Raw genomic sequence first — 25,314 nt, 5'->3', positions numbered from 1 at the left:
CTTCAAAATGCCCCCCAAAGTTTGGAAAAGCGAGACTGTGTTCAGGCAGGGAATGTTGTTGTAACATAGAGTTACGCACCTTTCTTGTTGGCATGGTTGGTCGCATCACTACCATGATCCCTAGCAAGTGAGGTGTTTTTTTTGTCAATACAAGTAAATTTGTTGAATTTATCTTACTCACTAAAGGGTCTATGCCATTTTTCTAGCTGCGAAAGTTGAGAACTTTTATAAGAAAGCAGAAGCTATAAACAAGTCTAATTACAGCAGAACCGCATGACGGATTCAAGTTGGCTAGGGGAAAGCCTGGTCGTTAGTTTCGCTTAAGTCTGCCTAATAACGGATCAACAAATAGCGGAGGATTATATGAAAAAGTATATAGATCAAGGCAGAGCAAAGCGTTCGCTTGTATGAACTTGGATTTTTGGCAGACGGCATGGGGATGATCTGACTGGAAAAGGAGGGGATTAGGTGGCTTACAAACTTAACGTTCTCGACGTGTTTGAAAGCAAAGGCAGAGGAGTGATCGTTGTTGGCAATTCAACCGGTTATGCGGGTATTGGCACGGAACTTGAGATCGAGGGTGACCCCGAATGCCGCTGCACAATCAAAGGGTTTGAACTGATTCGCTATATTAGCCGGGATGGAACCAATCTAGGGGGGATTTTATTAGACGTGGAGGATTACCCGTCAAAAAAGTTAATAGGCAAAACGTTGTTGTCGAGATGATGAGACCGGGTGGAAAACCGGGCAAAGAAAGGACATTCCTTTTCTCTGCCCGCTGGTTGTTTCAGAACTGCAGATTCCCCCGGTAAAGGAGTGCTAATTCTTTTTGTTTTGAGTAACTTTCCCTTTTACCTCGCCAATTTGAATGTTCCCGTTCCCCGATTGCGTAATCATCGCATCTTTGTCCACATGGTCGAGATCCAGACTGCCGTCACCCACATGGATTTCTGCGGAGCCGGTTACGCCATCAACCACGATATGGCCGTTGATATTGTGTACGATGACATCGGAACTGATATTGCGGGCGTTAATATCGCCGTCCCGGTTATCAATTTCAAGCGTCCCGGATATATCCGATGCCTGAATCTCCCCGTTAATGTTGCTGATTGTTGCTCCGGACGACAGGTCCGAAAGGGTGATTTTTCCGTCGCGATGGGACGTGACTTCAAGCGTAAGCGACTCGGGCACTTTGACTTCCAGATCGACACTCCCCGTTCCCATGGCTAGAAATTGCGCTTTAAACTGCGCATTTAAAACGGCGGTGTCCTCCCGGGCCTCAAGCGTCAGGTCCAACTTGTCCATGCTGACGCCATCCGCCTTGACGGCTGCGGAAACCTCAATCTGATCTGAATCGGTGCCTGTAATTTTGACTTCTCCATTCCGGTGATCCACAATCATCTTCGTCAGACCATCTGAGGGCAGGGTAAGCTCCTTTGACGCCGACTCCTCTTTGGTTCCGCAGGCAGACAACAGCAGCAGTAAACCGATAAACACCACGAATTTTATTTTCCTAATCTTCATTGTGATTCCCCATTTCATTGTGAATATTGTTCCGTACCGTAAGGCGGATAGAGCATAAGGCGGATAGGTCCGCGCAGCCGGTAGTCCCAAACCCGTTCGCGCAGCGCGCCTCCCGCTGTTCAGACCACATCGCGTTTTGCAAACATAGGGTAAGAAATCAGATGCATAAGCAGAAGATGGAGCCCGATAAATACAAGGGAGAAGCCGAGCGACACGTTATCAAGGGAAGGACTTCCGTACACGAACGGCGTCAGATCCGTGTGGGAAAAAACAAAAAATTTCGTCCAAGCCCAGCCGTCCATGGCGATGGAGATGACGAACCCGGCTAATGAGATCAAAAGAGAAATGACGATGGAGAAGGTTGTGCTGCGAAAAGCGGCGGAGATCATAAAGGCCAGCGTAACCGCAATGAGCAGGAACGGAAGGTTAAGCACAAATCCGCCCAGCAAAGCCTGCAGGATCGGAACTTCTCCCACAGCATGATCTTTTACAAAATAAAAGCTGTCTGCCAACCCGCCAAAACCAAAGATAAAACCTCCAAGCAAAACCGATGCCAGGACCCCCGCCGCGGACAGCAGCAGACCAAACAGCACGGCGGCAATATATTTGGAAAAATAGATTTTGGTCCGGCTGGCCGAACGGGTCAGCAGCAGCTTAATGGTGCCGGTCACAAATTCAGCGGCAACAATTTCCCCGGCGATAATGACGGAAATCAGCGATACCGCAAAAACAATATTTCTGGCTTGGTCCACGGTAAAGCTCCAGGCACTTGTGCTTGGAGGAATATTGTGGTCCAGATAGTACTGGTTCAGCAGCAAATGCTCCTCCGCCTGTTTTATTTCGATTTTCAGCGCGTCCGGTTTGGCTGCTTCTTCGCGGAGCTTGGCGTTTTCCTGCTGCAGCCGGGTGCTCCAGTTTTCGTTTACCGTGCCGCTTCCCGCCGTTTTGAGATTCACAATTTGGAGTAATACGTAGATCAGGACGACAGCCATCATCACCCATGTACGTTTTCGTTTGTAAATCTTCATGTTTTCATTGCGAATGAGTGGAATCATTGGTTGTCCCCTCCCGTAATTTCCATAAACATATCCTCCAGGGTCTGTTTGACCGTGCTTACACCAAAAACGTTAATTCCGGCATCCATCAATTTCCGGCTGATTTCCGGGATCTGCGTCTTGGGGATATGAACTTGGATATGCTGCTGATCGGCCGTAATTTTTTCGCCTGACATGATGGATTGGAGAACCTGTACGGCCAGGTCCGGCCGATCAACTTCGAACCGGACTTCGGTCCGCTCGTCGTCCGCCATATCTGAAATGCTGCGGATGCCCACGAGCTTTCCTTTTTGCAAAATGGCGACACGGTCGCACATCATCTCCATCTCGGACATGAGATGGCTGGAGATTAGAATCCCTGTGCCTTCTTGCTCGGCCAAGTGTTTTAAATGTCCCCTCAATTCGCGGATGCCCGCCGGATCAAGTCCGTTGGTTGGTTCATCCAGCACAAGCAGGGAGGGTTTGTGGACAAGGCTGACGGCAAGTCCCAAGCGCTGCCGCATCCCCAGAGAATAGGTGCCTACTTTATCGTTGATGCTGTGCTCAAGGCCCACAAGAGCTATCACTTCCCGGATTCTTGATTCGGTTACGCCGGGTGTCATACGCGAGAAGTGAACCAGGTTGTCATAACCGGACAGGTATTTGTACAAATCCGGATTCTCCACGATGACGCCTACATGCTTCATGGCTTCTTCAAAATGTGCGTGCGCATCCGTACCATTAATCAGCACCTGCCCCCCTGATGCGGACATTAAACCGGCGATCATCCGGATCGTCGTTGTTTTTCCCGCTCCGTTTGGCCCAAGGAGGCCAAGAATTTCGCCTTTTTCCATACTCAGCGTCACTTGATCGACGAGGACCTTGTTTCCTATCTTTTTTGTCAGGTCCCGAATTTGTAGTAACGACAATGCAACCACTCCTTTTGTTAGCGATGGGAATGAGATATAATTTTCCGTATTCTGGCGGATTCATCTCAGCAGCTTCACCCTATCAGAACGGTTGTCATAAAGCCGAGTGACAAGGAGTCATAACCTTGATATGACAGGAAAAAAGGGGTGCATACAAGCAGTGGCTGCTTGTCCCCGCATGACTGAATGGAGTTGTTGTATCTATGCGTCATCATATCCTGAAGCGGTGGTCCTGGCAGGACTGGACGATGCTCGCCATCCGCCTGTTCTGGGTCGCCGCCGTTATTGTTTTAATGTATCGTGATCAGCCGGTGTTTCCCTTTTGGGCGGTGTTTGTTCCTCTGCTGCTGTGCAACCTTGTTCCTTTTGTATGGGTGAAAGGCCGTTACGGTCTGTACTTGATTGCGGAGGGTTTATTGGCTGGCGGCATTTCCTTGTATCTTGCTTACGATTTTGACTTGGTCCGGCTGTTCCCGCCGGCTCTCTTTACGATTGCCTTCTACAGCCGGGGCCGGGCCCACTTGTATTCCCTGCCTATTGCTGTAATTTTGTTTGTGCTCAGTGCGGGAAACACGGTGTATGCCTCATTGTCGTCTCCTATTCTGTTGCAAAGCTTAAGCGATGCCTTGATCCTTTACGGAATAAGCTACGCCCTGCAAAAAGGAGCGCTGGCAATCGACTCGATCAAGCAGAAGCTGGCGCTGATTAAAGAGCAGTACACGATTTTGGAGCAGTACTCCTCGCAGATTGAAAAAATGACGCTGCTGGAGGAGCGTTACCGTATGGCCCGTGAGCTGCACGACACGATTGGGCATACATTCACGTCCATGATTTTGGGAATGGAGACGCTGAAGCCCTATATTCCATCCCAAGAGGGAGAAGCCAAGCTGGCGGGGATGCTTAAGCTGGCGAGAAACGGGCTGGATGAGATTCGCCGTCAGGTGCATCAAATGGACCCGGCGGAGGAGGCGCTGCCGCTGGACCGGGCGCTGCTGCAGATGATCGAGGAGTTCAAAGGGAGTACCGGAATCCGCATCGTATTCCGCACAATGGGCGAACCTTACCCCGTAATCAAGCAGGTTAAGCTTGTCTTGTACCGCTGCCTGCAGGAAGCGTTAACCAATGCCAGCCGGCATGGACAGGCCGATACGATCCAAGTGCTGCTGCAGTATGACCGCACCCAGACGATGCTGCAGGTGCAGGACAATGGCAAAGGGAGCGACAAACTCCAATATGGGTTTGGTCTGACGGGGATGCAGGAGCGGCTGTCCGCACTGCAGGGCAAGCTCTACATTCATTCCCAGGCAGGCGACGGAACGATGGTTACCTGTACGGTTCCAAATTCGGCCCCTCAGCCTGGGCGGAAAATCAAAATTTTGCTCGCCGATGATCAGCCTTTAATCCGGGAAAGCTTGAGGCTTCTGCTTGGGGAAGAGCAGGATTTTGAAATCGAGGTGGCCGGAGACGGCAAACAGGCGGTCGAAGCCTGCCGGAAGAGCCGGCCGGACATTGTGCTGATGGATATTAAAATGCCCGAGATGGACGGGCTTGCCGCTGCCAGAATGCTGAAGGAGACATGGCCGGACATCCGAATCATCATGATCACGACCCTTGAGGATGTTACCTTGGCGGCCGAGGCGCTTCAAAGCGGAGCGGAAGGTTATTTGCTGAAATCCGTTCATCCCAAGGAGCTGGCCGCAACCATTCGGCTCGTCTATGGCGGCGGGACCATGATCTCGCAGGATGTGGCGGCCCAATTATTCCAGCAGCGGAGCGAAAAGGAGACGTCCAATCCGTACGAGTTGACCGAGCGCGAAGCGGATGTTCTCCGGTGCCTTACAGAAGGGCTGCGCAATAAGGAAATTGCCCAAAAACTGCATCTGTCCGAAGGGACGGTCCGGAATTATATTTCGTCTATTTACTTGAAGCTGCAGGTGAGCAGCCGGGAAGAAGCTGCTGAAAAAGCGAGGGTTGAGTCTCTTACTTAAGCGGAGGCTGCGCGCAAACGGGCAACGATTATTAATCTGCGATGATGAAGGAAACGTCACTGTATCCCGCACCATTTCTCTCCGAAATGTGTGCGGGATTTTTTTGTGCAGATGGATTGACATTTTGTAATTGTTAATTATAATACAAGACATAACAAATAAAAAAGCGCTATCATTTTCGGGAGGTGAGGCTGTGCACCTTGCAGGGATGAATATTACGTACAGGCATTTTCCATTCGAGCATTTTCTGGATTCCATGCTGGACCTGGGGGTGAATCGAGTGGAGCTGTGGGCGGGGGAACCCCATTTGTATGTAAACCGGGGAGGTTTCCGCCAGGTAAGGCGGATCAGGCGGGAGCTGCGGTCCAGAAACATGCAGGTGGTCTGCTACACGCCAGAGCAGTGTGTGTATCCGTACAATCTGGCTTCATCAGACGTGGAGCTTCGCCGCCGCAGCGTTGAGTATTTTGTTGACAATCTGTATGCCGCACTGGAGCTGGACTGTACGATGCTGCTGGTGACTTCGGGAATCGGGGATTTTCACCTGCCGCTCGAACAATCATGGGAGGCTGCCGCGGATTCCATTGGCCAGTTAGCCCGAATAGCCGAGCGGGAAGGCGTCACGCTTGCTTTGGAGCCGCTAACCCGCTTTGAATCGAACCTGATCACCGATGTTTTAGGGGTCAAGAACATGCAGGAGAGGGTCCGCTCCCCGGCGCTTAAAGGTATGATCGACGCCGTAGCGATGCAGCTCGCCGGTGAGACGGCGGCGGATTATTTTAGCCAGCTGCCGGAGCTGTGCCATTTTCACCTGATCGACGGAGAGGGGACATCGGACGCTCATCTGGCGCTGGATGACGGAACGCTGGACTGGCGGGGAACTTTGGCAGAACTGAAAAGGTGCGGATATGAAGGAACCTGCACTTTGGAAATTATGGGTTATCGTTATTATCAGAATCCGCATGACACGGTCATGGATTCCGTCAGGAGAGTAAGGGAACTGGGCATCCTATCTTCTTGATTTGGGGGAACTCGCGATGAGTAATGGCACACTCACAAGAAAGCTGGGTTTTTGGTCGGCCTTGGCATTAGCCGTAGGAACGACAATCGGCTCCGGAATTTTTGTCTCTACCGGAGATGTGGCTAAAGCGGCAGGGCTGCCTTCGATATCCATTTTGGCCTGGATCATCGGCGGAGTGATTGCGATCCCGCAGGTCATGGTGCTTGCCGAGCTGTCGACTGCTTATCCGGAAAATGGAAGCGGTTACGTCTATCTGAACAAAGCGGGATGGAGGCCGCTCGCCTTTCTGTATGGCTGGGCCACGTTCTGGGCGCTGGACCCGCCGTCCATTTCGATCATGGCGCTCGCCATTGTAACGTATCTTGCCACCTTCTTTCCGTTTTTTGCGGGAATTGCCGGCAAGCTGCTGGGCGTTGCGATCATTTTGTTCATTACGTCGATCCACTATCGCAGCGTAAAAGAAGGCGGACGGTTCCAAATTGTAATTACCTTGATCAAAATCATTCCGTTCCTCATCGTCATCGCGCTTGGCTTGATGTATATGAACTACGATCATTTTTCGTATTCGCCTCCGGCAGGCTCCGGCGGAGGAAGTTTAATCGGCGGCGTGTCCGCTACAACCTGGGCTTATACAGGGATGGCATCCATCTGTTTTATGGCGGGAGAAATCCGGAATCCGGGCAAGGTGCTGCCAAAGGCTTTGATCGGTTCGGTGCTGATTGTATTGACCTTATATACGCTGCTTGCGGTCTGCGTAACGGGACTTATGCCGTTTGATAAGCTGATGGGCTCCAGCGCCGCCATTTCGGATGCGGTCGGTTATATTCCGGGGTTGTCGGGAATGGCGTCGTCTTTCGTGGCAGTCACGGCGATTATCGTTATTCTCGGATCTTTAAGCTCCTGTATTATGTTCCAGCCGCGTCTGGAGTACGCCATGGCGAAAGACGGCCTGTTTTTCCGGCGGTTTGCCAAGGTTCATCCCAAATACGAGACGCCAAGCTTCTCTATTTTGGTTCAGGTCGGATATGCCTGCATTCTGGTGTTCTTCAGCAATTTGACGGCGCTGCTCGGCTACTTTACGCTGATTCAGCTCCTGATTAACATTATGGACTTTGCGGCGGTCTATAAATGCCGGAAAAGAGAGGATTACAAGCCGATTTACCGGATGCCCCTGTGGAGAATTACGACGATTCTCGCGATTGCGGGAGCGGCCTGGCTGGCCTGGGGAACCTTCACCTGGGCTCCGCTTCAAGGGATGATCGCGGCGCTGATTGTCGTTGCAACCGGCCTGCCTGTCTATTATTACTGGGAGAGAAAGTATGGACGCGGCCGGGAAAAAGACAGCCAACCCGATATCGTAGCCTAGCAAAAGACATTGTAAGTAACGTTTTATTTGAATATAATACAAGACATAACAAATAAGGGAGTTGGAGCTTTAACGGCTTCAATACAGGAGGGAACGAACATGTACAAATATGATGAAGAGCTGTTCCTAAGACTGGTGGAAAAGGAAGGCCTGGCGTACCGGGAACGGGTTGAAGAGATTGTGGACGGCATCTGCAAGCAGGGGTACCGGAACCTGTTCCTGATCGGCGCCGGAGGCACAATCGCTATGATGTACCCCTACGAGTACATCCTGAAGTCCAATTCGAGCATCGAAGTGCATGCGGAAATCGCCGCCGAGTTCCTGGTGATGAACAACCGGCATTTCAGCAAAGACTCCGTGTGTATTTTCACTTCGGTGTCCGGAACGACGAAGGAAACCATCGAAGCCGTCGAATACTGCAAACAGCGGGGCGCTACAACGTTTGCCCTGGTGGCCGAGCCGGACACGCCGCTGACGAAGCTGGTGGATCACTGCATCGTGACCGGGTCCGAAACACACTCTTTTGACACATTCTACATGCTGCTCTATATGGTGATTTTCCGCTTCATGTACAACAACAAGGAGTTCCCGCAATATGAGCAGTTCACGCGGGAGGTTGCGCTGCTGCCGCAGGCAATTCTGAACGCGGTAAAAGCATTCGACAAGCGGGCCGAAGCGTTTGCGGTTGAACACAAGGATACCGGCTTCCACATGATGGTAGGCTCCGGCAACCTGTGGGGCAATACGTACTGCTACGCGATGTGCGTGCTGGAAGAGATGCAGTGGATTCACGCCAAGTCGATTCATGCGGCTGAGTTCTTCCACGGAACACTGGAGCTGGTGGTGGAGGACACAAGCGTAATTCTGCTGAAAGGTGAGGATGAGACCAGACCGCTGACGGAGCGGGTGGAGCGTTTTGCCGAAAAAGTGACAAAGCGGCTGACAGTCATCGATACCAAGGATTTTGCGATGGAGGGCATCAGCGAGGAGTTCCGCAAGCATTTTGCCGTAAGTATTAACTGGGCGGTTCTCAGCCGGATTAGCGTGTACCTGGAGCGGGAGAGAAACCATCCGCTGACGCTCAGAAGATATTACCGCAAAATGGACTACTAAACGCTGCAAAAGAGCGCTGAGCGAACAGACGGGCGCGGCGCTCTTTTTTTTCAGCACGAGGAAGGTGATACCTGATGAAAATCGTTACTGTCGGCGACAACTGCATGGATGTCTATCGGCCGGCCGGAACCGCCTATCCCGGGGGCAACCCGGTGAATGTGGCCGTCTACTTAACGGAGTTGGGCGCGGAAACAGCCTATATCGGCTGGGTGGGGACTGACCGATACGGGGAAATTATGGTGCAAGCCATTCAAGGCAAAGGAGTCGACACCTCGAGGGTGTCGGTTAAAGAAGGGACCACGGCGGTCACCTACGTCGAAATGGTGGACAATGACAGACAGCTGGGCGATTACGAGGAAGGCGTGATGGCCGATTTTGTCCTCCGCCCGGAGGAGCTTCACTTTACGGAATCATTCCAGCTGGTGCATTCGGCGATATGGGGGCATTGCGATCCGTATTTTGCATATTTTAAGGAAAAAGGGCTGCTTACCTCCTTCGACTTTGCGGATAAACTGGACCATGAACTGTTGACTACGCTTACGCCGTACGTGGATTATCCGTTCCTGTCTTACACGCAGGACGACGATGAGATTCGCAGCTTGATGAAGCGGGTCAAGGACCGTGGCTCCCGGGTTGTCGTGGCTACCCTCGGCTCCAATGGCTCGCTCGCATATGACGGCGTCCGGTTCTACAAGCACGGGATCACCGAAACGGAGGTCGTCGATACGCTTGGCGCGGGGGATTCATTTATCGCCGGGTTTCTATACGGCACGCTGAAAGGGCTGCCAGTCGGGGATTGTCTGGCGCAAGGGGCGCAAAAAGCGGCAAAAACAATCGGCTATTTTGCCGCATGGTGACTGGCGGTGTCCGTCAATGTATAATATAGGGATATATTATCATTGATGGATAGGGATGAATGTTCCATGAATTTAAATCCTTCAACCCCCCAGCCGCTGTATATGCAGATCAGGCAAATGTTGAAGAACGATATCCAGCAGGGCCGCTACAAGCCGGATGAGCAGATCCCAACGGAAGCCGAGCTCTGCGACAGTTATAAAGTCAGCCGGATTACGATCCGCAAAGCCATCGAGGAGCTGGTCCGCGAAGGGACGTTGACCCGCGTTCCGCGCCGGGGAACTTTTGTGGCCTCCAACAAATTTCATAATGAATTGCTGTCTGTAAGCGGGTTCTCCGAGTTCAGCCACCAGCTGGGCATGATCCCGAACTCGCGGATTTTGCGAAGCGATGTGATTGAAGCGGCGGAAGACGTCGCCGGACATCTCGGGATCGAGGCGGGCAGCCCTGTTCTGGAGCTTGAGCGGCTGATGTATGTGAATGACCGTCCGCTGTTCTACGACATCGCCCATTTTCCGCTGACCCGGTTTCCCGGTCTGGAGAAACGGATTGCCATGAACGATTCCACCTACAAAATTTTGGCCGAGGAATACGGGACGGAGATCGTGAGCAACGACAAGGAAATCGACGTCATCGGCGCGACAAAAGAATACGCAAAGCTGCTGGAATGCGACATCGGCGCAAATTTGTTCCGGATCGTGAAGGTTGCGTTTGACGCCAAGGACCAGCCCGTCCACCTGTCCACATTTATGTGCGAGACCAGCCGGGTGACGCTGACCGTGCACCGGGCGAAGCAGTCGTATTAGCACGTTGTTTGGGTGTCACAAGATTTAGAGTCTGCCGTAAGAGTCCGGAGCCTGCCAGTTTGGCAGGCTCCTTTTTAGTTCCCGGTAGCCGCAGACGGTTTATCCGGCAGGTTCCTCAAAAACTGCTCGATCTGGTCCATGTAACCTTTGACCGTAATCCGTCTTGGGGCAAACAGGCTGAGCAGCACAGCCCGAAGCTCCGAGTCCGCGGTTCGTGTGCTGAGCATGGAGTGCTCGGTATCCGGGAAGACGGCGACGGTGAGCAGTTCCGGAGCAACCCGGGCGCGGTATACGCGTTCGGTCTCTTTTACATCCACATGGATGTCCTCTTCACCGAGAAGGAGAAGTACGGGCGTGCGGAAATGCCGGAGATCTGCGGCTGCATCGGCCCGGTAGTTTTTGCTGACAAAAGTCCATCGCTCACGTGACATCAGGCTGTCCTCGCGGGCAACGCGGAGATACTCCTCATACGACGCTTGACGCTCCAGCAGCTGCAGCACCTGCTCATCGTAGGCTTCTTTTGCCCGGATTTCCGGTTCGGAATAACCGGCGTGTTCCATCTGCCTGCGTGTATGGTATTTTCCCTGCTCCAGCCAATTGATGGCCGGGGATACCAGGATACTGAACGCAAGCCGTTCTTTCCCCGCGAGCTTGGGAATCACCCATCCCGCTTGGCTTGCTCCCCAGACACCAATCCGGCTCTGATCAATCATCGGCTGTGTTTTGGCCCATGCGATGGCCTGGCGGGCTTCCTCCACACGGTCATCTATGCTTTGCTCCAGCCAGTTCCCCTCTGAACCGTTTATCCCCCGCTTGTTGAGAGACAAAGAAGCATAACCCAAAGCGGCCAGCCGCTCCCATAATGGCTTATATCCCTCCTCGTGTGAGGCGTCAATTGGACCATCGCCATGGATAAACAAAACAAGGCCAAGCTTGCCCTCCGCCTGACGAGGCAGGACAAGCGTGCCGGTCAGCTTCCCTTCCGGTGCGGAAATTTCGACAGCCTGCTCGATCATATTGAACCGGTTTTGCATGACAATCACAAGCACCGTGCCGGCAAGCAGCACTGCGGTGAGTACAGCAGCGAGTACAGCGGTGCGAAGCATTCGTTTTTTCATTGTGCCTCCTTTAGCGGCTTATGTCCTTCAGATGCAGCACCCTGTACTCCCACTCGGCTTCCTTGAACAGCAAATAACGCGTCCAACTGCTGGTATGGTGTTCCGTATGGATGGATAAACGCTCATACAGCTGCCTGGCCCGCTCATTTGCACATGCGACATGCAAGCTAAGCCTGTTCAGGGAAGGATCAGCTTCGGCATACTGCCGCGCCCACCGGAGCAGCAGTGCGCCGGCACCAAGCCCTTGATGCGCCGGATCGACGGCGAGGTCGGCAACATACAATTCACCGGGATCTGGGGAGTGGGACAAAAAATAAAGCCGTGCCAGTTGTTTTATTGCGCTGAGCCTGCCCATACGTTTGAGGTCTTTCCATGGCGGGAGCCCAGGCTTCCGCCGGATGCCGTCCGCGGGTCTCCACTGCACGGAAAGGGTTCCTGCAACCTCTCCCCCATGCAGAGCGACCATTCTGCAGCTGTTTGGATCGCTAAGCGCATGCAGCAGGAGCTTTTGGAAAAAAAGCGCCAGCTCGTCGTCCTCTTCACCGGATGAGGCACCAAATTTTCCGCGAAAACCATGCACAAGCAGGCGGCTGACCTGGCCGCTGTGTTCCGGCTGCATCGGCTCTATTGTTATAGCGGGGGCGCTCATGCTTGAGCCCTCATGCCTAAGCCCTCCCGCCGGGTTGGGCCGGCTGTACTTTGGCCAGCAGCTCATAATGCAGTTTGCTGGCGCTGAATAAGGAGAGGTAAGAGCGTTCGATAAGGATGAGCGGCCCGTCCAGGGTTAAAGACTGCCTGGCGGCGTATTCATAAAAATCCTCAATCGCTTGCTGAAGCTCGTCTTCTTCCCCTATCCACTGCAGCGCCGTGAGGTATTCGCCTTCAGGGAGAACCAGATCGCCTGGTGCATCAGTCTCCAGGCATACAGCAAACGAATCCGGAGCAGAGGCGACATAATGAATATCCGATTCGAACAAGTCCGGGACGGGCTTGGCCCGATCCGCGAGTTGTCTGGCAGTAAGCTGCATACCGGAATTCAGCTCCGCCCAACGCGTAAGGTTGGCGGGAGCTCTCCACACCAGCCGGTAAGAACCGGATAGCGTGCCAAGCTGCTGATGCCCTTGCAGCATTTTTACGGTAAACTGCCGCAGCTCCTGCAGCCGTGTGATTTCGGTATCGAGTTCATTCAAAGAATGGCGAAGCTGCAGCTGAAGCTGGTCCGGTGAACAGGAATCGATGCTGCCGCCAATAGCTTGGACGGACAAACCCAGCTTGCGGAGCAGCAGGATATGCGCCAGCCGGTACACCTGATCCATCCCGTACATCCGGTAACTGATTGCTGTCCACATAGGCGGGCTGCAAAATTCCTTTTTCCTCAAAGTAACGAATCTGATGTACGGATACCCGCATCAGCCTGGCTAATTCACTAATGGTGATTTCACTTGTCATAAGTGCGGCTCCTAAATCTGTTTGGAATAACTTCACTATAAACCTTAGGTCTGACCTAAGGTCAAGGGGGAGGTGGCGGAGGAGTTTTTACTTGTGCATAAGTGAACAACTTATACAACCGACATAAATTATTCCGCCTTGGTATTGACATAAAGTATGTCGATGCATTATATTGGTGACATAAATTACGTCATCGGGAGGCGGAGGAATGAAGAAACAGGAAGACGATGTCCATGTGAAAACGGTGCTGGAGTATCTGGTTATGATTAACCGGCAGTCCTACTCGGGAATTGGCCGTGAGCTGAACATTACGCCCCAGCAGTTTTCGGATTGGATCAAAAAACGCCGGCCGGTGCCGCACGAAAGACTGAAGGCGCTCGCTGCTTATTTTAGCGTGCCTGAAACCGTTTTGGTGGATCCGCAACAGTTTGCTAAAGCGCTCACGCCTGCCGCCAAAATTGACCTGCACCTGCTGCTGCTGGATCAAAAGATCGCCGGGCTGGAGTCGGAAGGTGCGGACGCGGAGGACATTTCTCCTTATCAAGAGAAAAAACGGCAGCTCCAGCAGGAACGGCTCAACCAGGTTCGTCTCACGCGGATGGCCGCCCTGTTAGAGCGGGGAGAGGCCCGGACTGCAGAGGTAGTCGACCATGTGCTGGATGAACTGGAAGCCGGACACTCCGTTGAACTATATGCCAAGCTGCAGGAAGGAAGGCAAAAATCATGAGTACGGCCATTTATGTAAACCACGGGGGCAGAAATTTTGCCGGTAAAAATCAGGATATTCCCTATGACGGCGCCTACTTGTTCATTAACGGCAGGGGGCTGGCCAAGACAGCTATGATCGGGCCGCCGCACCGGCCCGTGCAGTGGGTTTCCCGTTACGGCAGTGTGACGGTGTCGCAGGTAGCCAAAGAAATGCCAAACGGAGGCATAAACGAAGCCGGCCTCGTGGTAGAGCAAACGACGCTCTGGGCCACCGTTTACCCGGAAGCGTTGGAGCGGCCCGCCATCGGGGAGCTGCAGTGGATTCAGCTTATGCTGGACACCTGCGCCACGGTAGATGAGGTAATCGAAGCCGCCGGACAGGTGCGGATCATCAACCCGATGTCGAGACTGCACTATCTGGTGTGCGATCAGGCGGGGGGCTGCGCAGTGATTGAGTTCTTGCGTGGCGAGATGTATGTCTACTCCGGCGGTAATCTGCCCGTCCCGGTACTTGCGAATACCGCTTACCCTGAGGCGATCGGGGATCTTCAGGACGCCGGCAGGGTTAGGGAGGAGTGCAAGCTTCAGGTGGACAGTCCACGCCAATCGAAATGGCGCCGGAAGTACAGTGAATATGAGCTTAATTCCATGGAGCGGTTCGCCCGGGCCGCGGAAGCTTTGGAACACCTGGCTGCAGAGAATGGACCGCTCGCTAATGCTGCCGCAGTTCGGGTCCGGGAACCTTCTGATTCGCAGGCGGACCGCCTGGCAAGCGAAATTGACGCGCGGGGTGGACAGGCTGTAGATACGGAAGCAGCGTTTGTGTTCGACATTCTTCACCGGGTAAAACGGGCGGATACGGCGTTCAGCCTCGTGTACGATATGGACCTTCTGGAGATTCATTTTTTGTCCGTCCGCTGCCCGGGGGTGAATCGGCTTCGGCTGCTTGACCTTGATTTCTCGGCGGAAAGCCGGATGGCGGTAAATCTGCAGCAGTCTGCTGCCGGAAGCCCGGTGCTCGAGACGTACACGGCGGACTTGAACCGTAAGGTGGCGGAGAGTTTTTTTCGCGATCCAGTGCTGACGGAGGCGTTCGGCTGGACCATCTCCGGGGAGATGATCGGATATCTGGGGGAGTATCCGGAGACCTTTCCGCTGCAAACCTCCAGTCCGGAAATAGAAAAGGAGGCGTGAGATGGACAAAAGGTTGGCTCAGGCGCTTATCCATTGGGACATCGACCCGTCGCGTCTTCCGTTGAATGAATGGATACGGGATTTAATTGTGAATTTTGGCCAGATTAAAGATAAGACCTTGTACGGGGATTCATGGACGGTGCTCGTCAGGATAACAAAGCCGATGGAAGGAACGCGGGACACCTATGCCGATGTAGCGTTTATCGTAGATGAGGCACCGTGGCATTTACTCGAACCAGGTTTTTGTTTTAAATTATGGGCCGGAAAAGAAGTTGCGACGGTAGTCATCTTGTGAAGATGCCCGAAAACGGCGCATAACAGGGAGAGAGCCGAGCTGGACGCTTGGCTCTTTTTTTACTTAGGTATCTGTTAAAGGTTACTGATCAGCCAAGGTTTAATCAACGGCAGCACCGTTTCGGGCTGCATGGCTTTCGTATGATCCATGTCTGCTCCTTGTATCAGTTCTACATCCCAGCCATAGGATCTCAATACCTGTTCATGTTGTTGAAGTAAACCGGCAATATCCACAACGGCGCTGCCAAAATTTTGGCCATAGGTGATTGTGTCCTGTTCTCCAGCAAACGCCAGCTTGGGAATGTGCAGCCGGGACTGAACGGTCCGGTCGTCGAAATCCATTAAACTTTTATATAAGGTGTAAAATTGTTTCGTTTGGCCGGGATCAATCGTTACCTGGATGTTGTTCCAGTCGATATCTTCCGGGCGCGTGGTTTCCGGCTGAGAGTTAGGTACGGCGTTCTGATTGCTGAGGGCTTGTTCGTACGTTTTTTCGGTAACGGTGAGCATTTCTTGATAAGGCCCTGCATACGGCGGGAATCCGCCCATGATCAGACTCTCCAGCCTATCCGTCCGGATCGCCAGCTGCAGCCCGGCAAGGGCCAGCCAGGAGTATCCGTAGTAGCTGAACCGCTCCACACCCATTTCGTCAGCGATTAACAGGAAATCCTGCACCATATCTTCAGGGGTGAGATGATCGGGCCGGGGATGACGGAACAGATGGCCTTCATAGTCAAAATATAACACCCGAAAGGTATCGGTGAGTCCTTCCACCAAGTGTTTACCCAGTTCAGGGTCCACGCCCCACAGCTTTAGCTGCTCGGCTTCTTGTCCATAAACCGGCTGTTTAGCATTGGGAAGCATAATGGCCTTGCCGGATGAGGGGCCAGACAACCCGACCGCCAGCTGAGAACTGTCATTTAAGACGACAGTTTTGTTCAATCGAATCCCTCCAAAAAAGAGTTATACTCCTACCATACAACATTCATGCAATCTTCCGGCTTCCGGACTTGGAGTTCAGTTGAATTAATGGATTGGCGCATCTTATCTTAACGCAGCACTTGAAAGTTTTGCTTTAATGGCGGATGGAGATGCACCGGACAGAGCATTTACAGCTAGAAGCAGGACATCAATCAATTTATCCCGAGCAGCCGCAAAAAAAGACGGGTCTCCAGTTGCCTGGAGAACCCGTCCTGTTCATTTATAAGCTATGCCGGTGTTTCAGCCGCATTTGTAAGGGGGATGGGCAGCCGTTGCCTTCCGGCGCAACCTAGTGTGAGTGTGCGGTTACTTGGAATCCGATGAAACCGGAATCGTAAGTTCCAGATCCTTGAGGTATGTCCGTTCGCCACGACTGCCGTTACCTTCGCCTACAACACTCCAGTTCTTTTTGTTATACGTCAGGGTATACGGCTTGATCGTGATGGATTTTGGCGTTGATGCAAAAGCTCCGTACAGCTCGTCGACATGATACTCCGTCTTCGGGTTGGAATGGAAATATCCATACATATTTAGATCTACGGTGTTTCCTTGATCGTCTACCAGCTCATAATATACCATGCTGGCCTGGTAATCGCCGGACTGCTCTTTGGAGGCGGGTACCGGTCCGGTGCTGTCCAGGACAAGACGGGTGGACACCGGCGTAATAACCAGTTGGTCGACCGTATAGCTGAATCCCCGGCTGGATGCGGTTGCGGCGTCCGCTTTCGGTTTCACAGTCATGGACTTATCTTTTACATTGACCGGCACAGTAAATTCAAAGGACTCATCCACCCCGGTTACTTTGGTACGGATGGTCAGTTCAAAAGCGTCGGGGACATTTTTCAGGCCTGTCATCTCGGCCAGGTATGCATTTTGCTTTATAGTATCGCCCATGCCGCCCTTGTCAAATTTCAAAGGCTGGCCGTTAACAAGCATTTCAGGCCGCTCAATATAACCTTTCTTTTGTTCGTTCTCCGGTACGATTTTTCCCTTTACCCAGTCATTTGGATTTGGCCCCGCCTCTTCCGCTGTAATATAAGGAGAGGCTGCAGTCTCCAAATCTACACCCTGGCGCTCCAGTACGAAGCTTAACCGGGTGCCGTCGTACAGCAGGTCGGCGACAGTCAGTGTAACACCATCATGAGTCACGCTGAGGTTAGGAGACGACACAATTCCTCTTTCGGCTGCCGTTTGCAGGCCAGCATCGGTTACTCCCGTAAAAATCGATCCAATTACCGGAATTTTGCTCATGGTTGCCGCCATGGCTGGTGAAACAAAGCCTGTGCCGATCACGCCCGCTCCGAGAGCTGCGGCGGTAGACGCGGCAATCAACGTTTTTTTCAACATCCCTGTTTGCTTAGCTGCTGTTCTGCTCATAGTTCTCTCCTCTATTTTATTCATAATTTCGTCGCTCATTGTAGCCCGCGGCATGTCCGATTCCCGGATCCACCGTTCGAGCGTATCAAGCTCACCGGATCCCGTTCGATTTGGCAAATGTCCCATTTACGATTCCTCCTTCTTGGCTCCTGCCGTTCAGCAGCTTGTGGCGCAGACGCTGATACTTCTTCCTGGCGTTGGCCGCCTGAATGCCCATAATGCCGGCAATTTCTTCAAAAGTGTATTGTTCGACCGCCTTCAGCAGCAGCAGATGCTGTTCATCCGGCTTCAGCTCTGCCAGCATATCTTCGACCACTGGTGCATGCGGCGAAACTTGGGGCAGGGTTTGCTGCTCCTTGCAGTGATTCACCAGCTTCAGCCACCTGCTCTGTTTTTTCTTCAGGTTAATCAAATGGTGGTAGGCCATTTTATATAACCAGGCGGAAAAGGATACCTCTCTCTCATACCTGTGAAGCTGTTCGTAAGCGCGAATAAATATTTCCTGGACCGCATCTTCAGTCTCTGCATGATTGCGAAGGATATAGTAACAGTAAGTGTACATCTGCCGCTCGAACTTCCGGATGATGGCGCCATAGCGCTGCTTGTCTCCTGCCTTAACCTGCTCGATGATCGCTTCGATTGTTTCGGCCGTATTGTCCGTTTCCCCGGGGACGCTAGGCTTCACAAGCTCACCTCCTTTGCTGCTTACACTTATATAACAATTCCAACCTGTCCGATTGTGACTTACAGATAAAAAAAGCACTATCCTCCATTAATGCCATTGAATGCGGGAGAAGATCAAGAGGCATAGATGCCGCCTTCTGTGGGCATCTTAGGGAAAAAGATACGTGAAGGAGCGGACTGCCAAATGGCCAGAAGAAGAAAGCGGAACTATGCGGTGCCCGGAGTCGAGCAGACGATGCAGAACTTCAAAGCGGACGTGATGAAGCGCGAGGGGTACACGGTCAACCCGAACCGCCCGGATGACGTGAAATTTGAGGTGGCCAAGGAACTGGGCATTCCTCTGCAGGAGGGCGGGAACGGGGAGCTCAGCACGGAAGCTGCAGGCCAGATCGGCGGCCAAATTGGCGGCTCCATGGTGCGGGAGATGATCCGCTTGGCGCAGGAGCGGCTGGCGGAAAGGGAAGGGCGTTAAAGGAGCCAAGTGAGCTGGGCCTTCATTAGACTAGAAGAAGCCGCTCCATGACCTATGGGGGGCGGCTTCTTCAGTGTGTTTTTGCGGTTAATGAGTAATCACTAGGTAACTGTCCATCAAGAAATACGTAGCGTCCTCCAGTTTATCTTCAGCAATCCTGCTGTACACATCATACACTTCCTCCACGATTGCATCTTCCTCCAATTGCTCCTCAAAACGGACAACAAGCTGACGGTCCCCCCGCTGGATAAACTGCTTCAGTACGGCGCGGAACTGTTTCATTGAGCTGATCTCCAGCCCCCGGGTTTTGTAATAGTCTTTCGAGTTGTCGGTTCCCTTGAATAGGCCGAGCTGGGCATCGGTCCAGTACTCCTTGCCTGCTGTCAGATGCAAATCCTGCGCCGTCTCGTCGTTTGAGTTATAAATCATATAAGGGACGCCTGAGTTCGTTCCGTTATTGGTGGGGTCGACGTTAAGCCAGCCCTTGTTTGTTTTGACCTTGTTCCAGGCATGCGGAACATGATCCAGCGTTCCCGTAACGACGATGGTTTCAAGACCTGCCATATCGCTGAGCAGCTTATAGGCGGAGGCGTAACTGGCGCAGACGCCGATTTTGTTCACCAGAACCCCGTATGCGTTAAAGGAATCGTTAAACTCGGGATCCACCGTTTTATATGCATTAGCTTCCGAGTTATCGGCTGCGGCATCATCGTATTTAGTATGAGCGTTCAGATAATCGTAGATCGCTTTTTGTTTATCGTCTTCGGTCATGCCGTCTTTTATGATGGTATCTGCAACCCGAACCGCTTCCGCCAAAATCTCCTTCTGTTTTCTTTTGATTTTGCGTTTGGATTCATCGTAATCCACATGCAGCATCAAGGAATCATAGTCATACCAATACAGATCCACATCGAGAATATAGGGGTTTTGGTAAATCACTTTATCCACCGTATCCGTCAGAGCACTGAAGTTTTGGGCTTCCGGAAAAGCTTTTAAAGAGATGCGGGTATCGGCTGCCGCCATATGCAGCGCCAAAAACTCTTCCAGGGCGGAGTCGGCGTTGAGCGCCGCGGGCGGGAGATGGCTGACCGCCGGTACATACTCCTTGTTCCCTTCTTCCATTATTTTTTTTGTGTTTTTGCGCTGGGCGTTGATCAAGTCTGCCGCGTCAACACGTTTTTTGCCGCTGCCGATCAGTGTCGGCACATCGGGTTCCGGCACATAGCTGGAGGTGTTTTCCGTTCCGATAAATCCCTCTTTGCTGGTACTCGCGAGGTCGGCATTATCTTCCGAGAGGGCGGTGAGTTCTTCCGGATCAACGGTCCATACATGGGCCTTCCCTTTGAAATGCGTACCTTCCACCTGAAAAGGAACCAGCGTGTACCCGTCTTCCGATTTTTCCGCTGTCAGCTTCGGATCATACAGAACAGCCCGGGTAAGTTTGGTGCCGTTTATTGTCGTTACACTGACCGTTGCCGGAAGCTCCTGCACCGTCTCATATCCTTTATAAAAAAGGGAATGATCTTCCAGGGAGGCAGGCAAAGAGGCGGACAGCCCAATTGTATCGACAGGAGGACCCAGATTGGATTCTTCGTCCCCCCTTACGGCGGAAACGAAATAGTGGCCGCTCACAAGGTAATTTTGGTTCATGAGCTCCTTGGTGCCTTTTTCAAATTCGTTATAATGCAATCCGCCGCTTCCGTCGGACGCAAAGTCTTGAAATTCCGTTCCGGTAACCGTTCCAATCAGATAAGGGTAAGCGGATTTATAGCCCTGTTCCGGCCCCTTTACCGTTTCTTTATTGTTGTACGAGGAGGTTGCCTGATAAATATTATATTTTTCCGCGCCTCTGACTTTATCCCAGACCAATTTTAGCCGGCCTTCCGCATCAATCTCTGACCGTACATTGGGCGGGGCAAGCCGGGATTTGATAGTAAACGGGATGATAAGGGGCTGTGTCAGCTTGGTTGGAGAGTTTGCATCCAAATCATAATTAACGCGGAGATAATAGATCGGAGCATATCCCCATGAGCGGTCGTCTTGATAGCGGATGGAGTCGGAAGAGGCGAGGACCGCTTCAATTGACTCTACTACAAGAACGCTTTTATCCGCGTTATAATCCTTGATGCTGGTGAAAGAACCGATCTTGCTCTCCGGCAAGGCTCTTGGATCCGTATGTACCGTCACAACCTGATCGAGTTCCTCAAAACTCAATTCCGAGAGGCTGGTGTTAAACGGGAATTCGAAGACTTGATTGTGATTCACGTTATAAAGGGGCATAATATCAGGCTGCTCGCGATTGACGTATTTCTGCTTTAGGTCCAGCACCGTCAGGGCGGAATTGCCGGAACGGACAGTATGTCCCGTACTTCCCGGAAGACCGGAACCGCTTGGTTTGGCAGCGGCCGTGGCGGATGGGCTTGGGCTTGGCTGTGCGGATTCATTGTTGCCATCGCATCCCGATAAGATCAGGATGAACAAGAGAATCGAAAAAAACAGTTTCTTCACGTTGTAACACCTCTTATGCTGCAGATTAAGGAAAGACATACCCGGACAGCGATGATTCTAACGTATGGTATCATATGGAAACGCGTGGCTCAATGAGAGGATGGGACGATAAATCTCAACCGGAATTATGCCTCTAAACGAAAAAACGGACAGAATTTGCAATGGCTGCAGCAGCTGTCCCCGGGCCGCAGGGGCTGAGCCTATAATTAGTACAGGACTGAACTCCCATTTCCCGCAGCTTGCTTGCAGGAAGGATAATCCCGGTAAATCGTTGAATATAACGGGTAAACCTACTAGGACATGCTATAGGGAAGTCCTGTAAATACGGGTGTACCGCCGGATATGTCATTAGCCGCAGGAGGAGAAGCGCATGAAATCCATTACCGTTCAAAAACTTACGGAAACCTTCCACTTGGAAGTGCTGGCCGGAGGCGGCCGGATGGATCGTATCATCACCCGGCCGCGGGCGCACCGGCCGGGCCTTGAATTTGTCGGATATTTTGACTTTTTCCCGATGGAGCGCGTGCAGGTGCTCGGCCGTAAAGAGATTACCTATCTGCTGACGCTGAGCGTGGAAGAACGCAAGCTGCACATCGGCAATATTGTAAAATACCACCCGCCCTGCTTTATCGTTACGACAGGCCAGCAGGAGATTCCTTATCTGAAGCTATTCTGCGAGCAGGAAGGCATTCCGCTGCTGCGGACCCGGGAGACGACAACCGAGTTTATCGCCAAGCTGGACAGTTACCTGATTAAATCCCTTGCGCCCGAGCTGTCGATTCACGGGGTGTGCGTAAATGTATCCGGTATCGGGATTCTGCTCCGGGGCAAATCGGGCATCGGCAAAAGCGAGACGGCGCACACGCTTATCCGCAGAGGCCACCGCTTCGTAGCCGACGATATCGTGGTGCTCAAGAAGCTGGGACCGGCTACGCTGCTCGGCACCCATAACGAAACCACACGTGAATTTCTGGCGCTGCGGAGCGTCGGCCTGATCAACGTTGTCCGGCAGTACGGCCGGCGGGCGTTTCAGGACGAGACGCGGATCGTGCTCGACATCGAGTTGTCCCCGTGGCGGGAAAATGCCTTAAACAATGAGCTGGAGGTCACACCCCAGTTTACGGAGTATCTGGGCGTGCAGATTCCGCACATTGAGGTGCAACTGCAGCCGGGCCGCGATGTAGCAGGCCTAATCGAGGCGGCTGCGAACAACTGGTATCTGAAGCAGCTCGGCTACAGTGCCGCCGAAGAATTTATGCAGCGCATTGAAAATGGGATGCAGTCCTGAGGCGGGAGCGAAGAAATCAGGCAGGTTAAATGAAGCCTCCCCGCAGAGGCGCAAATGAAACGGGGAAAGCCGCTTTCTTTTACCGGAAGGCGGCTTTTTTGCGCCGATTTTTAGATTTGTAATACTTTTGCCCTGTTGCGGAGTCGAAGGTTATGGGATGATAAGTCCATCAAAGGCGATGCGGCCGCTGGCCGGCAGCCTTGACCTTCAGGCTATTGCGATCCTTCCTTCTACTTCATTTGGTGAAAATAGGGCGCAGCTCTCCTGAAGGACCTTTATACACGAGAGGAGGCATCCAGGCTATAATATTCCTTCCTTCTATGTTAAAACCAGCCTTAGGGATATTGCTTTCCTGGAGTCTTTTATGAACGTTAATCCAATTTATCTGCGCAGAGGGCGCAAATGGATTGTCGAAACAGGGCAGGAGCCCAACCGGCTCTCCAAAGCCCTGCTTGCGACAGCCGCTAAAAACATCGCTTCGCTCGGCTTCACCTTTTCCCCGCGTTTGATGCAGGCGCTGGGTACACTCAGCAGAGAGCAGTTTGAGGAAGTTTACCGTCAGCTGCTGGCCAGTTTAAAAGTCATGGTCGGCGCACATGTAAAATACCAGCCGATGTATCCGGACTTTCCGGATCAGGTGATGGAAGCGGACGATGTGGAGCTGTATCTGAATGCAATCTACCATTACTTCACAAATGAGACGCCAAAATATGGAGCATCGGACAGACCGCCGCTGCTGGACGCAAGACCCTTGAAGCCGATCGACCTCGGCAGCAAAGCGGAATTTAATCTGATGATACGCCGGCTGATCGAAGCGAAGACGTCGATCTCCGAAACTGACCGTCAGGATATTGACGCTGCATTCTCGTATGCCGATCCGGATGAACTGGATGAAATCCTTCCGGATGAAATTCCCTTTAAAGAAAATGTAGGGTTCGTGGTGAGTGTGCTGCTGAAGTATGAGCTGGCAAGCGTGAAGCGGGTTGGCCGGTATTTTAGAACCGCCACTGATGTGCTGCGTCTGGCTGTGGCATTGTCTGACGGCGACGTCAGCCTTGCCCAAGCGGCCCGGTTCCGTAAATTCAAACGTGCGGAGAGACGGCTGCTGCTGGGACTGCTGGAGCAGTGCGGTTCAATCACGGAGGATATGCTGCGGTACAAACAGCGCTGGATCCGGCTGGGTGAAATTCTTCATCCCGCCGAATATAAAAATCAGTTCGCCAAGGCTAAGGAAGCGTTCGAGATTATCCGCAATAACAAGCCGTTTGCTACGTTTAACCGTAATGTTGAGCTTGCGTACAAGTACGGCGATCTATGGACAATGATCGATCTCCTGATGCGCCGCCCGGGCGAAATGGCCAGACGGCTGGACCAGCTGCTGCGCCGTTCGGGTGAGCAGACGGAATATGTGGCGCTGGCGTTTGAGGAAGTGGCGGACCAGGTAGCGACACCGGTGCTGCTGCAGGTGAAGGCGCATTTTGCACACCGGAATGAGCCTAAGGAGCTGCGCGTCTTTTTTCCAAAAGGGAATGTAGCTAAAGCTTATGCTATACCTCACGCGCTTCCGGAAATTGATCCGGCGGTCTGCCAGCAAATCGTGGACATCTGCGGCCAGACATTGATCCGCCGCTTCGCTGCGCTGCCTCCGCTGGGCAAAACCTATGTTGATGCACGCCTGCGGCAGTATCTTGTACCGTTCTCCCAGCGGTCTGCGAGCAAAGCGCTGCGGACCCTCGTCCGGGGCAGCCGGATTCCGCTGCCGGCGGGAGATACGCTCCGTTTTTTCACCTGGTGGAAGGAAGGGAAAGTGAACGGCAAGGATACGGGCCGCGTGGATATCGACTTGTCGGCTGTAATGTACGACAGAGAGTGGAACTATGTGGAGCACATTTCCTATACCAATCTGCGTTCCGCCAAGTACCGGGCGGTCCACAGCGGGGACATCGTGTCTGCACCCCAAGGCGCGTCGGAGTTCATCGACCTCGATATCCCATCGATTGTGGATTATGGCGGGCGTTATGTCGTGGCTTCTCTGAATGCTTTTACCGAGCAGCCTTACTGCGATTTGCCGGAATGCTTTGCGGGCTGGATGATGCGGAAAAAGCCGGGTTCCGGCGAGATTTACGAGCCTTCGACGGTGGAGAACAAGATTGATATCACCGCCAATACGCAAATTGCAATTCCCGTTATTCTGGACCTGGTCGAACGGGTGGTCATCTGGACCGATTTGTCGCTGACGCGGTACCCTTTCTCTTATAACAACGTGGAAGGGAACCAAAAAGGCATGGTCCTGATGGGCAAAGCGTTGACCGCTCTGCGGAAGCCCAACCTGTACGACTTGTTTACGCTGCATGCCCAGGCAAGAGGCGTGATGGCAGGACCGAACGAAGCGGCCGACAGCTTGTTTTCGGTCGAGGAAGGGATAACTCCGTTCGACATTGAGCAGATTATGGCGGAGTACCTGGTGTAGTGGGAAGGAGAGGGCGCATAACGGCTTACGACCCCTAAGGCGCGCACCCCAAGCACAGAGTATTGTTCGCTGGACCGCGGCTTTGGAAGTTTCGCATTGACGTCCAACCCAACCTCCGCTATAATTTCCAATAAC

The 25,314-nt window shown here is 52.6% G+C and carries 23 protein-coding genes; 13 read left to right on the top strand and 10 right to left on the bottom strand.

Features of this window, described 5'->3' with window-relative positions; translation table 11 throughout:
- Positions 1 to 468 precede the first annotated feature (468 nt).
- The gene (locus ACE6ED_RS14275; protein WP_410827843.1) at positions 469 to 726 is read left to right on the top strand and encodes a hypothetical protein; all 258 of its coding nucleotides are present in this window, start codon (positions 469 to 471) and stop codon (positions 724 to 726) included.
- Positions 727 to 819: 93 nt separating this feature from the next.
- On the opposite strand, the gene ACE6ED_RS14270 is transcribed toward ACE6ED_RS14275, so the two are convergent.
- The 3 genes from ACE6ED_RS14270 to ACE6ED_RS14260 all read right to left on the bottom strand — a co-directional run bounded on the left by ACE6ED_RS14270 (position 820) and on the right by ACE6ED_RS14260 (position 3,487).
- Positions 820 to 1,524, bottom strand: coding sequence for a DUF4097 family beta strand repeat-containing protein (locus ACE6ED_RS14270; protein ID WP_410827842.1), 705 nt, complete (start codon positions 1,522 to 1,524; stop codon positions 820 to 822).
- Positions 1,525 to 1,643: 119 nt separating this feature from the next.
- Positions 1,644 to 2,579, bottom strand: coding sequence for an ABC transporter permease (locus tag ACE6ED_RS14265; protein ID WP_410827841.1), 936 nt, complete (start codon positions 2,577 to 2,579; stop codon positions 1,644 to 1,646).
- Positions 2,576 to 3,487: an ABC transporter ATP-binding protein gene (locus ACE6ED_RS14260; protein ID WP_410827840.1), complete on the bottom strand. Its 912-nt coding sequence runs from the start codon at positions 3,485 to 3,487 to the stop codon at positions 2,576 to 2,578. Before ACE6ED_RS14260 ends, ACE6ED_RS14265 begins: the two co-directional genes overlap by 4 nt.
- Before the next feature lie 203 nt (positions 3,488 to 3,690).
- Here ACE6ED_RS14260 and ACE6ED_RS14255 point away from each other — a divergent pair, with 203 nt between their 5' ends.
- From ACE6ED_RS14255 to ACE6ED_RS14230, 6 genes are all read left to right on the top strand, one after another.
- Complete coding sequence (locus ACE6ED_RS14255) at positions 3,691 to 5,475, top strand: response regulator (RefSeq protein ID WP_410827839.1); 1,785 nt, start codon at positions 3,691 to 3,693, stop codon at positions 5,473 to 5,475.
- Between the two features lie 193 nt (positions 5,476 to 5,668).
- The gene (locus ACE6ED_RS14250) at positions 5,669 to 6,496 is read left to right on the top strand and encodes a TIM barrel protein (RefSeq protein ID WP_410827838.1); all 828 of its coding nucleotides are present in this window, start codon (positions 5,669 to 5,671) and stop codon (positions 6,494 to 6,496) included.
- Between the two features lie 16 nt (positions 6,497 to 6,512).
- Positions 6,513 to 7,862, top strand: coding sequence for an amino acid permease (locus ACE6ED_RS14245; protein ID WP_410827837.1), 1,350 nt, complete (start codon positions 6,513 to 6,515; stop codon positions 7,860 to 7,862).
- 99 nt (positions 7,863 to 7,961) lie between these two features.
- Entirely contained in the window at positions 7,962 to 8,975 is a 1,014-nt protein-coding gene (locus ACE6ED_RS14240; RefSeq protein ID WP_410827836.1) for an SIS domain-containing protein, read from the top strand.
- A gap of 74 nt (positions 8,976 to 9,049) precedes the next feature.
- A complete protein-coding gene (frlD, locus tag ACE6ED_RS14235) occupies positions 9,050 to 9,832 on the top strand; it encodes a fructoselysine 6-kinase (protein WP_410827835.1) in 783 nt (260 codons plus the stop codon).
- A 66-nt stretch (positions 9,833 to 9,898) separates the two neighbouring features.
- Positions 9,899 to 10,636 carry a GntR family transcriptional regulator gene (locus ACE6ED_RS14230; protein WP_410827834.1) on the top strand — a complete coding sequence of 246 codons (738 nt, stop codon included), beginning with the start codon at positions 9,899 to 9,901 and terminating at the stop codon, positions 10,634 to 10,636.
- Positions 10,637 to 10,710: 74 nt separating this feature from the next.
- On the opposite strand, the gene ACE6ED_RS14225 is transcribed toward ACE6ED_RS14230, so the two are convergent.
- From ACE6ED_RS14225 to ACE6ED_RS14215, 3 genes are read right to left on the bottom strand one after another with little or no spacing between them, the layout of a single operon-like run.
- Positions 10,711 to 11,754, bottom strand: coding sequence for an alpha/beta hydrolase family protein (locus ACE6ED_RS14225; protein WP_410827833.1), 1,044 nt, complete (start codon positions 11,752 to 11,754; stop codon positions 10,711 to 10,713).
- A gap of 10 nt (positions 11,755 to 11,764) precedes the next feature.
- The gene (locus tag ACE6ED_RS14220) at positions 11,765 to 12,403 is read right to left on the bottom strand and encodes a GNAT family N-acetyltransferase (protein ID WP_410827832.1); all 639 of its coding nucleotides are present in this window, start codon (positions 12,401 to 12,403) and stop codon (positions 11,765 to 11,767) included.
- Between the two features lie 16 nt (positions 12,404 to 12,419).
- Positions 12,420 to 13,103 carry a MerR family transcriptional regulator gene (locus ACE6ED_RS14215; RefSeq protein ID WP_410827852.1) on the bottom strand — a complete coding sequence of 228 codons (684 nt, stop codon included), beginning with the start codon at positions 13,101 to 13,103 and terminating at the stop codon, positions 12,420 to 12,422.
- 308 nt (positions 13,104 to 13,411) lie between these two features.
- On the opposite strand from ACE6ED_RS14215, the gene ACE6ED_RS14210 reads away from it, so the two are divergent.
- Genes ACE6ED_RS14210 through ACE6ED_RS14200 form a run of 3 tightly spaced genes read left to right on the top strand, consistent with a single transcriptional unit; the run spans position 13,412 to position 15,400 of the window.
- Complete coding sequence (locus tag ACE6ED_RS14210) at positions 13,412 to 13,930, top strand: XRE family transcriptional regulator (protein WP_410827831.1); 519 nt, start codon at positions 13,412 to 13,414, stop codon at positions 13,928 to 13,930.
- On the top strand, positions 13,927 to 15,105 hold the full coding sequence (locus ACE6ED_RS14205; protein ID WP_410827830.1) for a linear amide C-N hydrolase: 1,179 nt from the start codon (positions 13,927 to 13,929) through the stop codon (positions 15,103 to 15,105). Before ACE6ED_RS14210 ends, ACE6ED_RS14205 begins: the two co-directional genes overlap by 4 nt.
- 1 nt (position 15,106) lies before the next feature.
- Entirely contained in the window at positions 15,107 to 15,400 is a 294-nt protein-coding gene (locus ACE6ED_RS14200; protein WP_410827829.1) for a hypothetical protein, read from the top strand.
- Positions 15,401 to 15,474: 74 nt separating this feature from the next.
- Here ACE6ED_RS14200 and ACE6ED_RS14195 read toward each other — a convergent pair whose 3' ends face one another.
- The 3 genes from ACE6ED_RS14195 to ACE6ED_RS14185 form a co-directional block, all read right to left on the bottom strand.
- Entirely contained in the window at positions 15,475 to 16,341 is an 867-nt protein-coding gene (locus ACE6ED_RS14195; protein WP_410827828.1) for an alpha/beta fold hydrolase, read from the bottom strand.
- A gap of 345 nt (positions 16,342 to 16,686) precedes the next feature.
- Positions 16,687 to 17,757 carry a DUF4179 domain-containing protein gene (locus ACE6ED_RS14190; protein WP_410827827.1) on the bottom strand — a complete coding sequence of 357 codons (1,071 nt, stop codon included), beginning with the start codon at positions 17,755 to 17,757 and terminating at the stop codon, positions 16,687 to 16,689.
- Between the two features lie 91 nt (positions 17,758 to 17,848).
- The gene (locus ACE6ED_RS14185) at positions 17,849 to 18,442 is read right to left on the bottom strand and encodes an RNA polymerase sigma factor (RefSeq protein ID WP_410827826.1); all 594 of its coding nucleotides are present in this window, start codon (positions 18,440 to 18,442) and stop codon (positions 17,849 to 17,851) included.
- 183 nt (positions 18,443 to 18,625) lie between these two features.
- Here ACE6ED_RS14185 and ACE6ED_RS14180 point away from each other — a divergent pair, with 183 nt between their 5' ends.
- Complete coding sequence (locus ACE6ED_RS14180) at positions 18,626 to 18,913, top strand: small, acid-soluble spore protein, alpha/beta type (RefSeq protein ID WP_410827825.1); 288 nt, start codon at positions 18,626 to 18,628, stop codon at positions 18,911 to 18,913.
- Between the two features lie 87 nt (positions 18,914 to 19,000).
- On the opposite strand, the gene ACE6ED_RS14175 is transcribed toward ACE6ED_RS14180, so the two are convergent.
- The gene (locus tag ACE6ED_RS14175; protein WP_410827824.1) at positions 19,001 to 21,421 is read right to left on the bottom strand and encodes a transglutaminase domain-containing protein; all 2,421 of its coding nucleotides are present in this window, start codon (positions 21,419 to 21,421) and stop codon (positions 19,001 to 19,003) included.
- A gap of 370 nt (positions 21,422 to 21,791) precedes the next feature.
- Between ACE6ED_RS14175 and hprK the strand changes: the two genes are divergently transcribed.
- Both hprK and ACE6ED_RS14165 read left to right on the top strand, forming a co-directional pair.
- Positions 21,792 to 22,709, top strand: a complete 918-nt coding sequence (hprK, locus tag ACE6ED_RS14170) for an HPr(Ser) kinase/phosphatase (protein ID WP_410827823.1) — start codon at positions 21,792 to 21,794, stop codon at positions 22,707 to 22,709.
- A 364-nt stretch (positions 22,710 to 23,073) separates the two neighbouring features.
- Complete coding sequence (locus ACE6ED_RS14165; RefSeq protein WP_410827822.1) at positions 23,074 to 25,179, top strand: TerD family protein; 2,106 nt, start codon at positions 23,074 to 23,076, stop codon at positions 25,177 to 25,179.
- The last annotated feature ends 135 nt before the right edge of the window (positions 25,180 to 25,314 follow it).

It is taken from the genome of Paenibacillus nanchangensis (assembly GCF_046543445.1).
GTDB classification, from domain to species: Bacteria; Bacillota; Bacilli; order Paenibacillales; family Paenibacillaceae; genus Paenibacillus_AQ; species Paenibacillus_AQ nanchangensis.
This window is presented reverse-complemented; position numbering and strand designations above follow the sequence as displayed.

Coding starts and splice junctions, on each gene's coding strand:
- ACE6ED_RS14200 (WP_410827829.1), top strand. CDS start 15,107: ATGGACAAAAGGTTGGCTCAGGCGCTTATCCATTGGGACATCGACCCG.
- ACE6ED_RS14215 (WP_410827852.1), bottom strand. CDS start 13,103: ATGTGGACAGCAATCAGTTACCGGATGTACGGGATGGATCAGGTGTAC.
- ACE6ED_RS14255 (WP_410827839.1), top strand. CDS start 3,691: ATGCGTCATCATATCCTGAAGCGGTGGTCCTGGCAGGACTGGACGATG.
- ACE6ED_RS14245 (WP_410827837.1), top strand. CDS start 6,513: ATGAGTAATGGCACACTCACAAGAAAGCTGGGTTTTTGGTCGGCCTTG.
- ACE6ED_RS14265 (WP_410827841.1), bottom strand. CDS start 2,579: ATGATTCCACTCATTCGCAATGAAAACATGAAGATTTACAAACGAAAA.
- ACE6ED_RS14180 (WP_410827825.1), top strand. CDS start 18,626: ATGGCCAGAAGAAGAAAGCGGAACTATGCGGTGCCCGGAGTCGAGCAG.
- ACE6ED_RS14225 (WP_410827833.1), bottom strand. CDS start 11,754: ATGAAAAAACGAATGCTTCGCACCGCTGTACTCGCTGCTGTACTCACC.
- hprK (WP_410827823.1), top strand. CDS start 21,792: ATGAAATCCATTACCGTTCAAAAACTTACGGAAACCTTCCACTTGGAA.
- frlD (WP_410827835.1), top strand. CDS start 9,050: ATGAAAATCGTTACTGTCGGCGACAACTGCATGGATGTCTATCGGCCG.
- ACE6ED_RS14165 (WP_410827822.1), top strand. CDS start 23,074: ATGAACGTTAATCCAATTTATCTGCGCAGAGGGCGCAAATGGATTGTC.
- ACE6ED_RS14190 (WP_410827827.1), bottom strand. CDS start 17,757: ATGAGCAGAACAGCAGCTAAGCAAACAGGGATGTTGAAAAAAACGTTG.
- ACE6ED_RS14210 (WP_410827831.1), top strand. CDS start 13,412: ATGAAGAAACAGGAAGACGATGTCCATGTGAAAACGGTGCTGGAGTAT.
- ACE6ED_RS14230 (WP_410827834.1), top strand. CDS start 9,899: ATGAATTTAAATCCTTCAACCCCCCAGCCGCTGTATATGCAGATCAGG.
- ACE6ED_RS14240 (WP_410827836.1), top strand. CDS start 7,962: ATGTACAAATATGATGAAGAGCTGTTCCTAAGACTGGTGGAAAAGGAA.
- ACE6ED_RS14270 (WP_410827842.1), bottom strand. CDS start 1,524: ATGAAGATTAGGAAAATAAAATTCGTGGTGTTTATCGGTTTACTGCTG.
- ACE6ED_RS14220 (WP_410827832.1), bottom strand. CDS start 12,403: ATGAGCGCCCCCGCTATAACAATAGAGCCGATGCAGCCGGAACACAGC.
- ACE6ED_RS14205 (WP_410827830.1), top strand. CDS start 13,927: ATGAGTACGGCCATTTATGTAAACCACGGGGGCAGAAATTTTGCCGGT.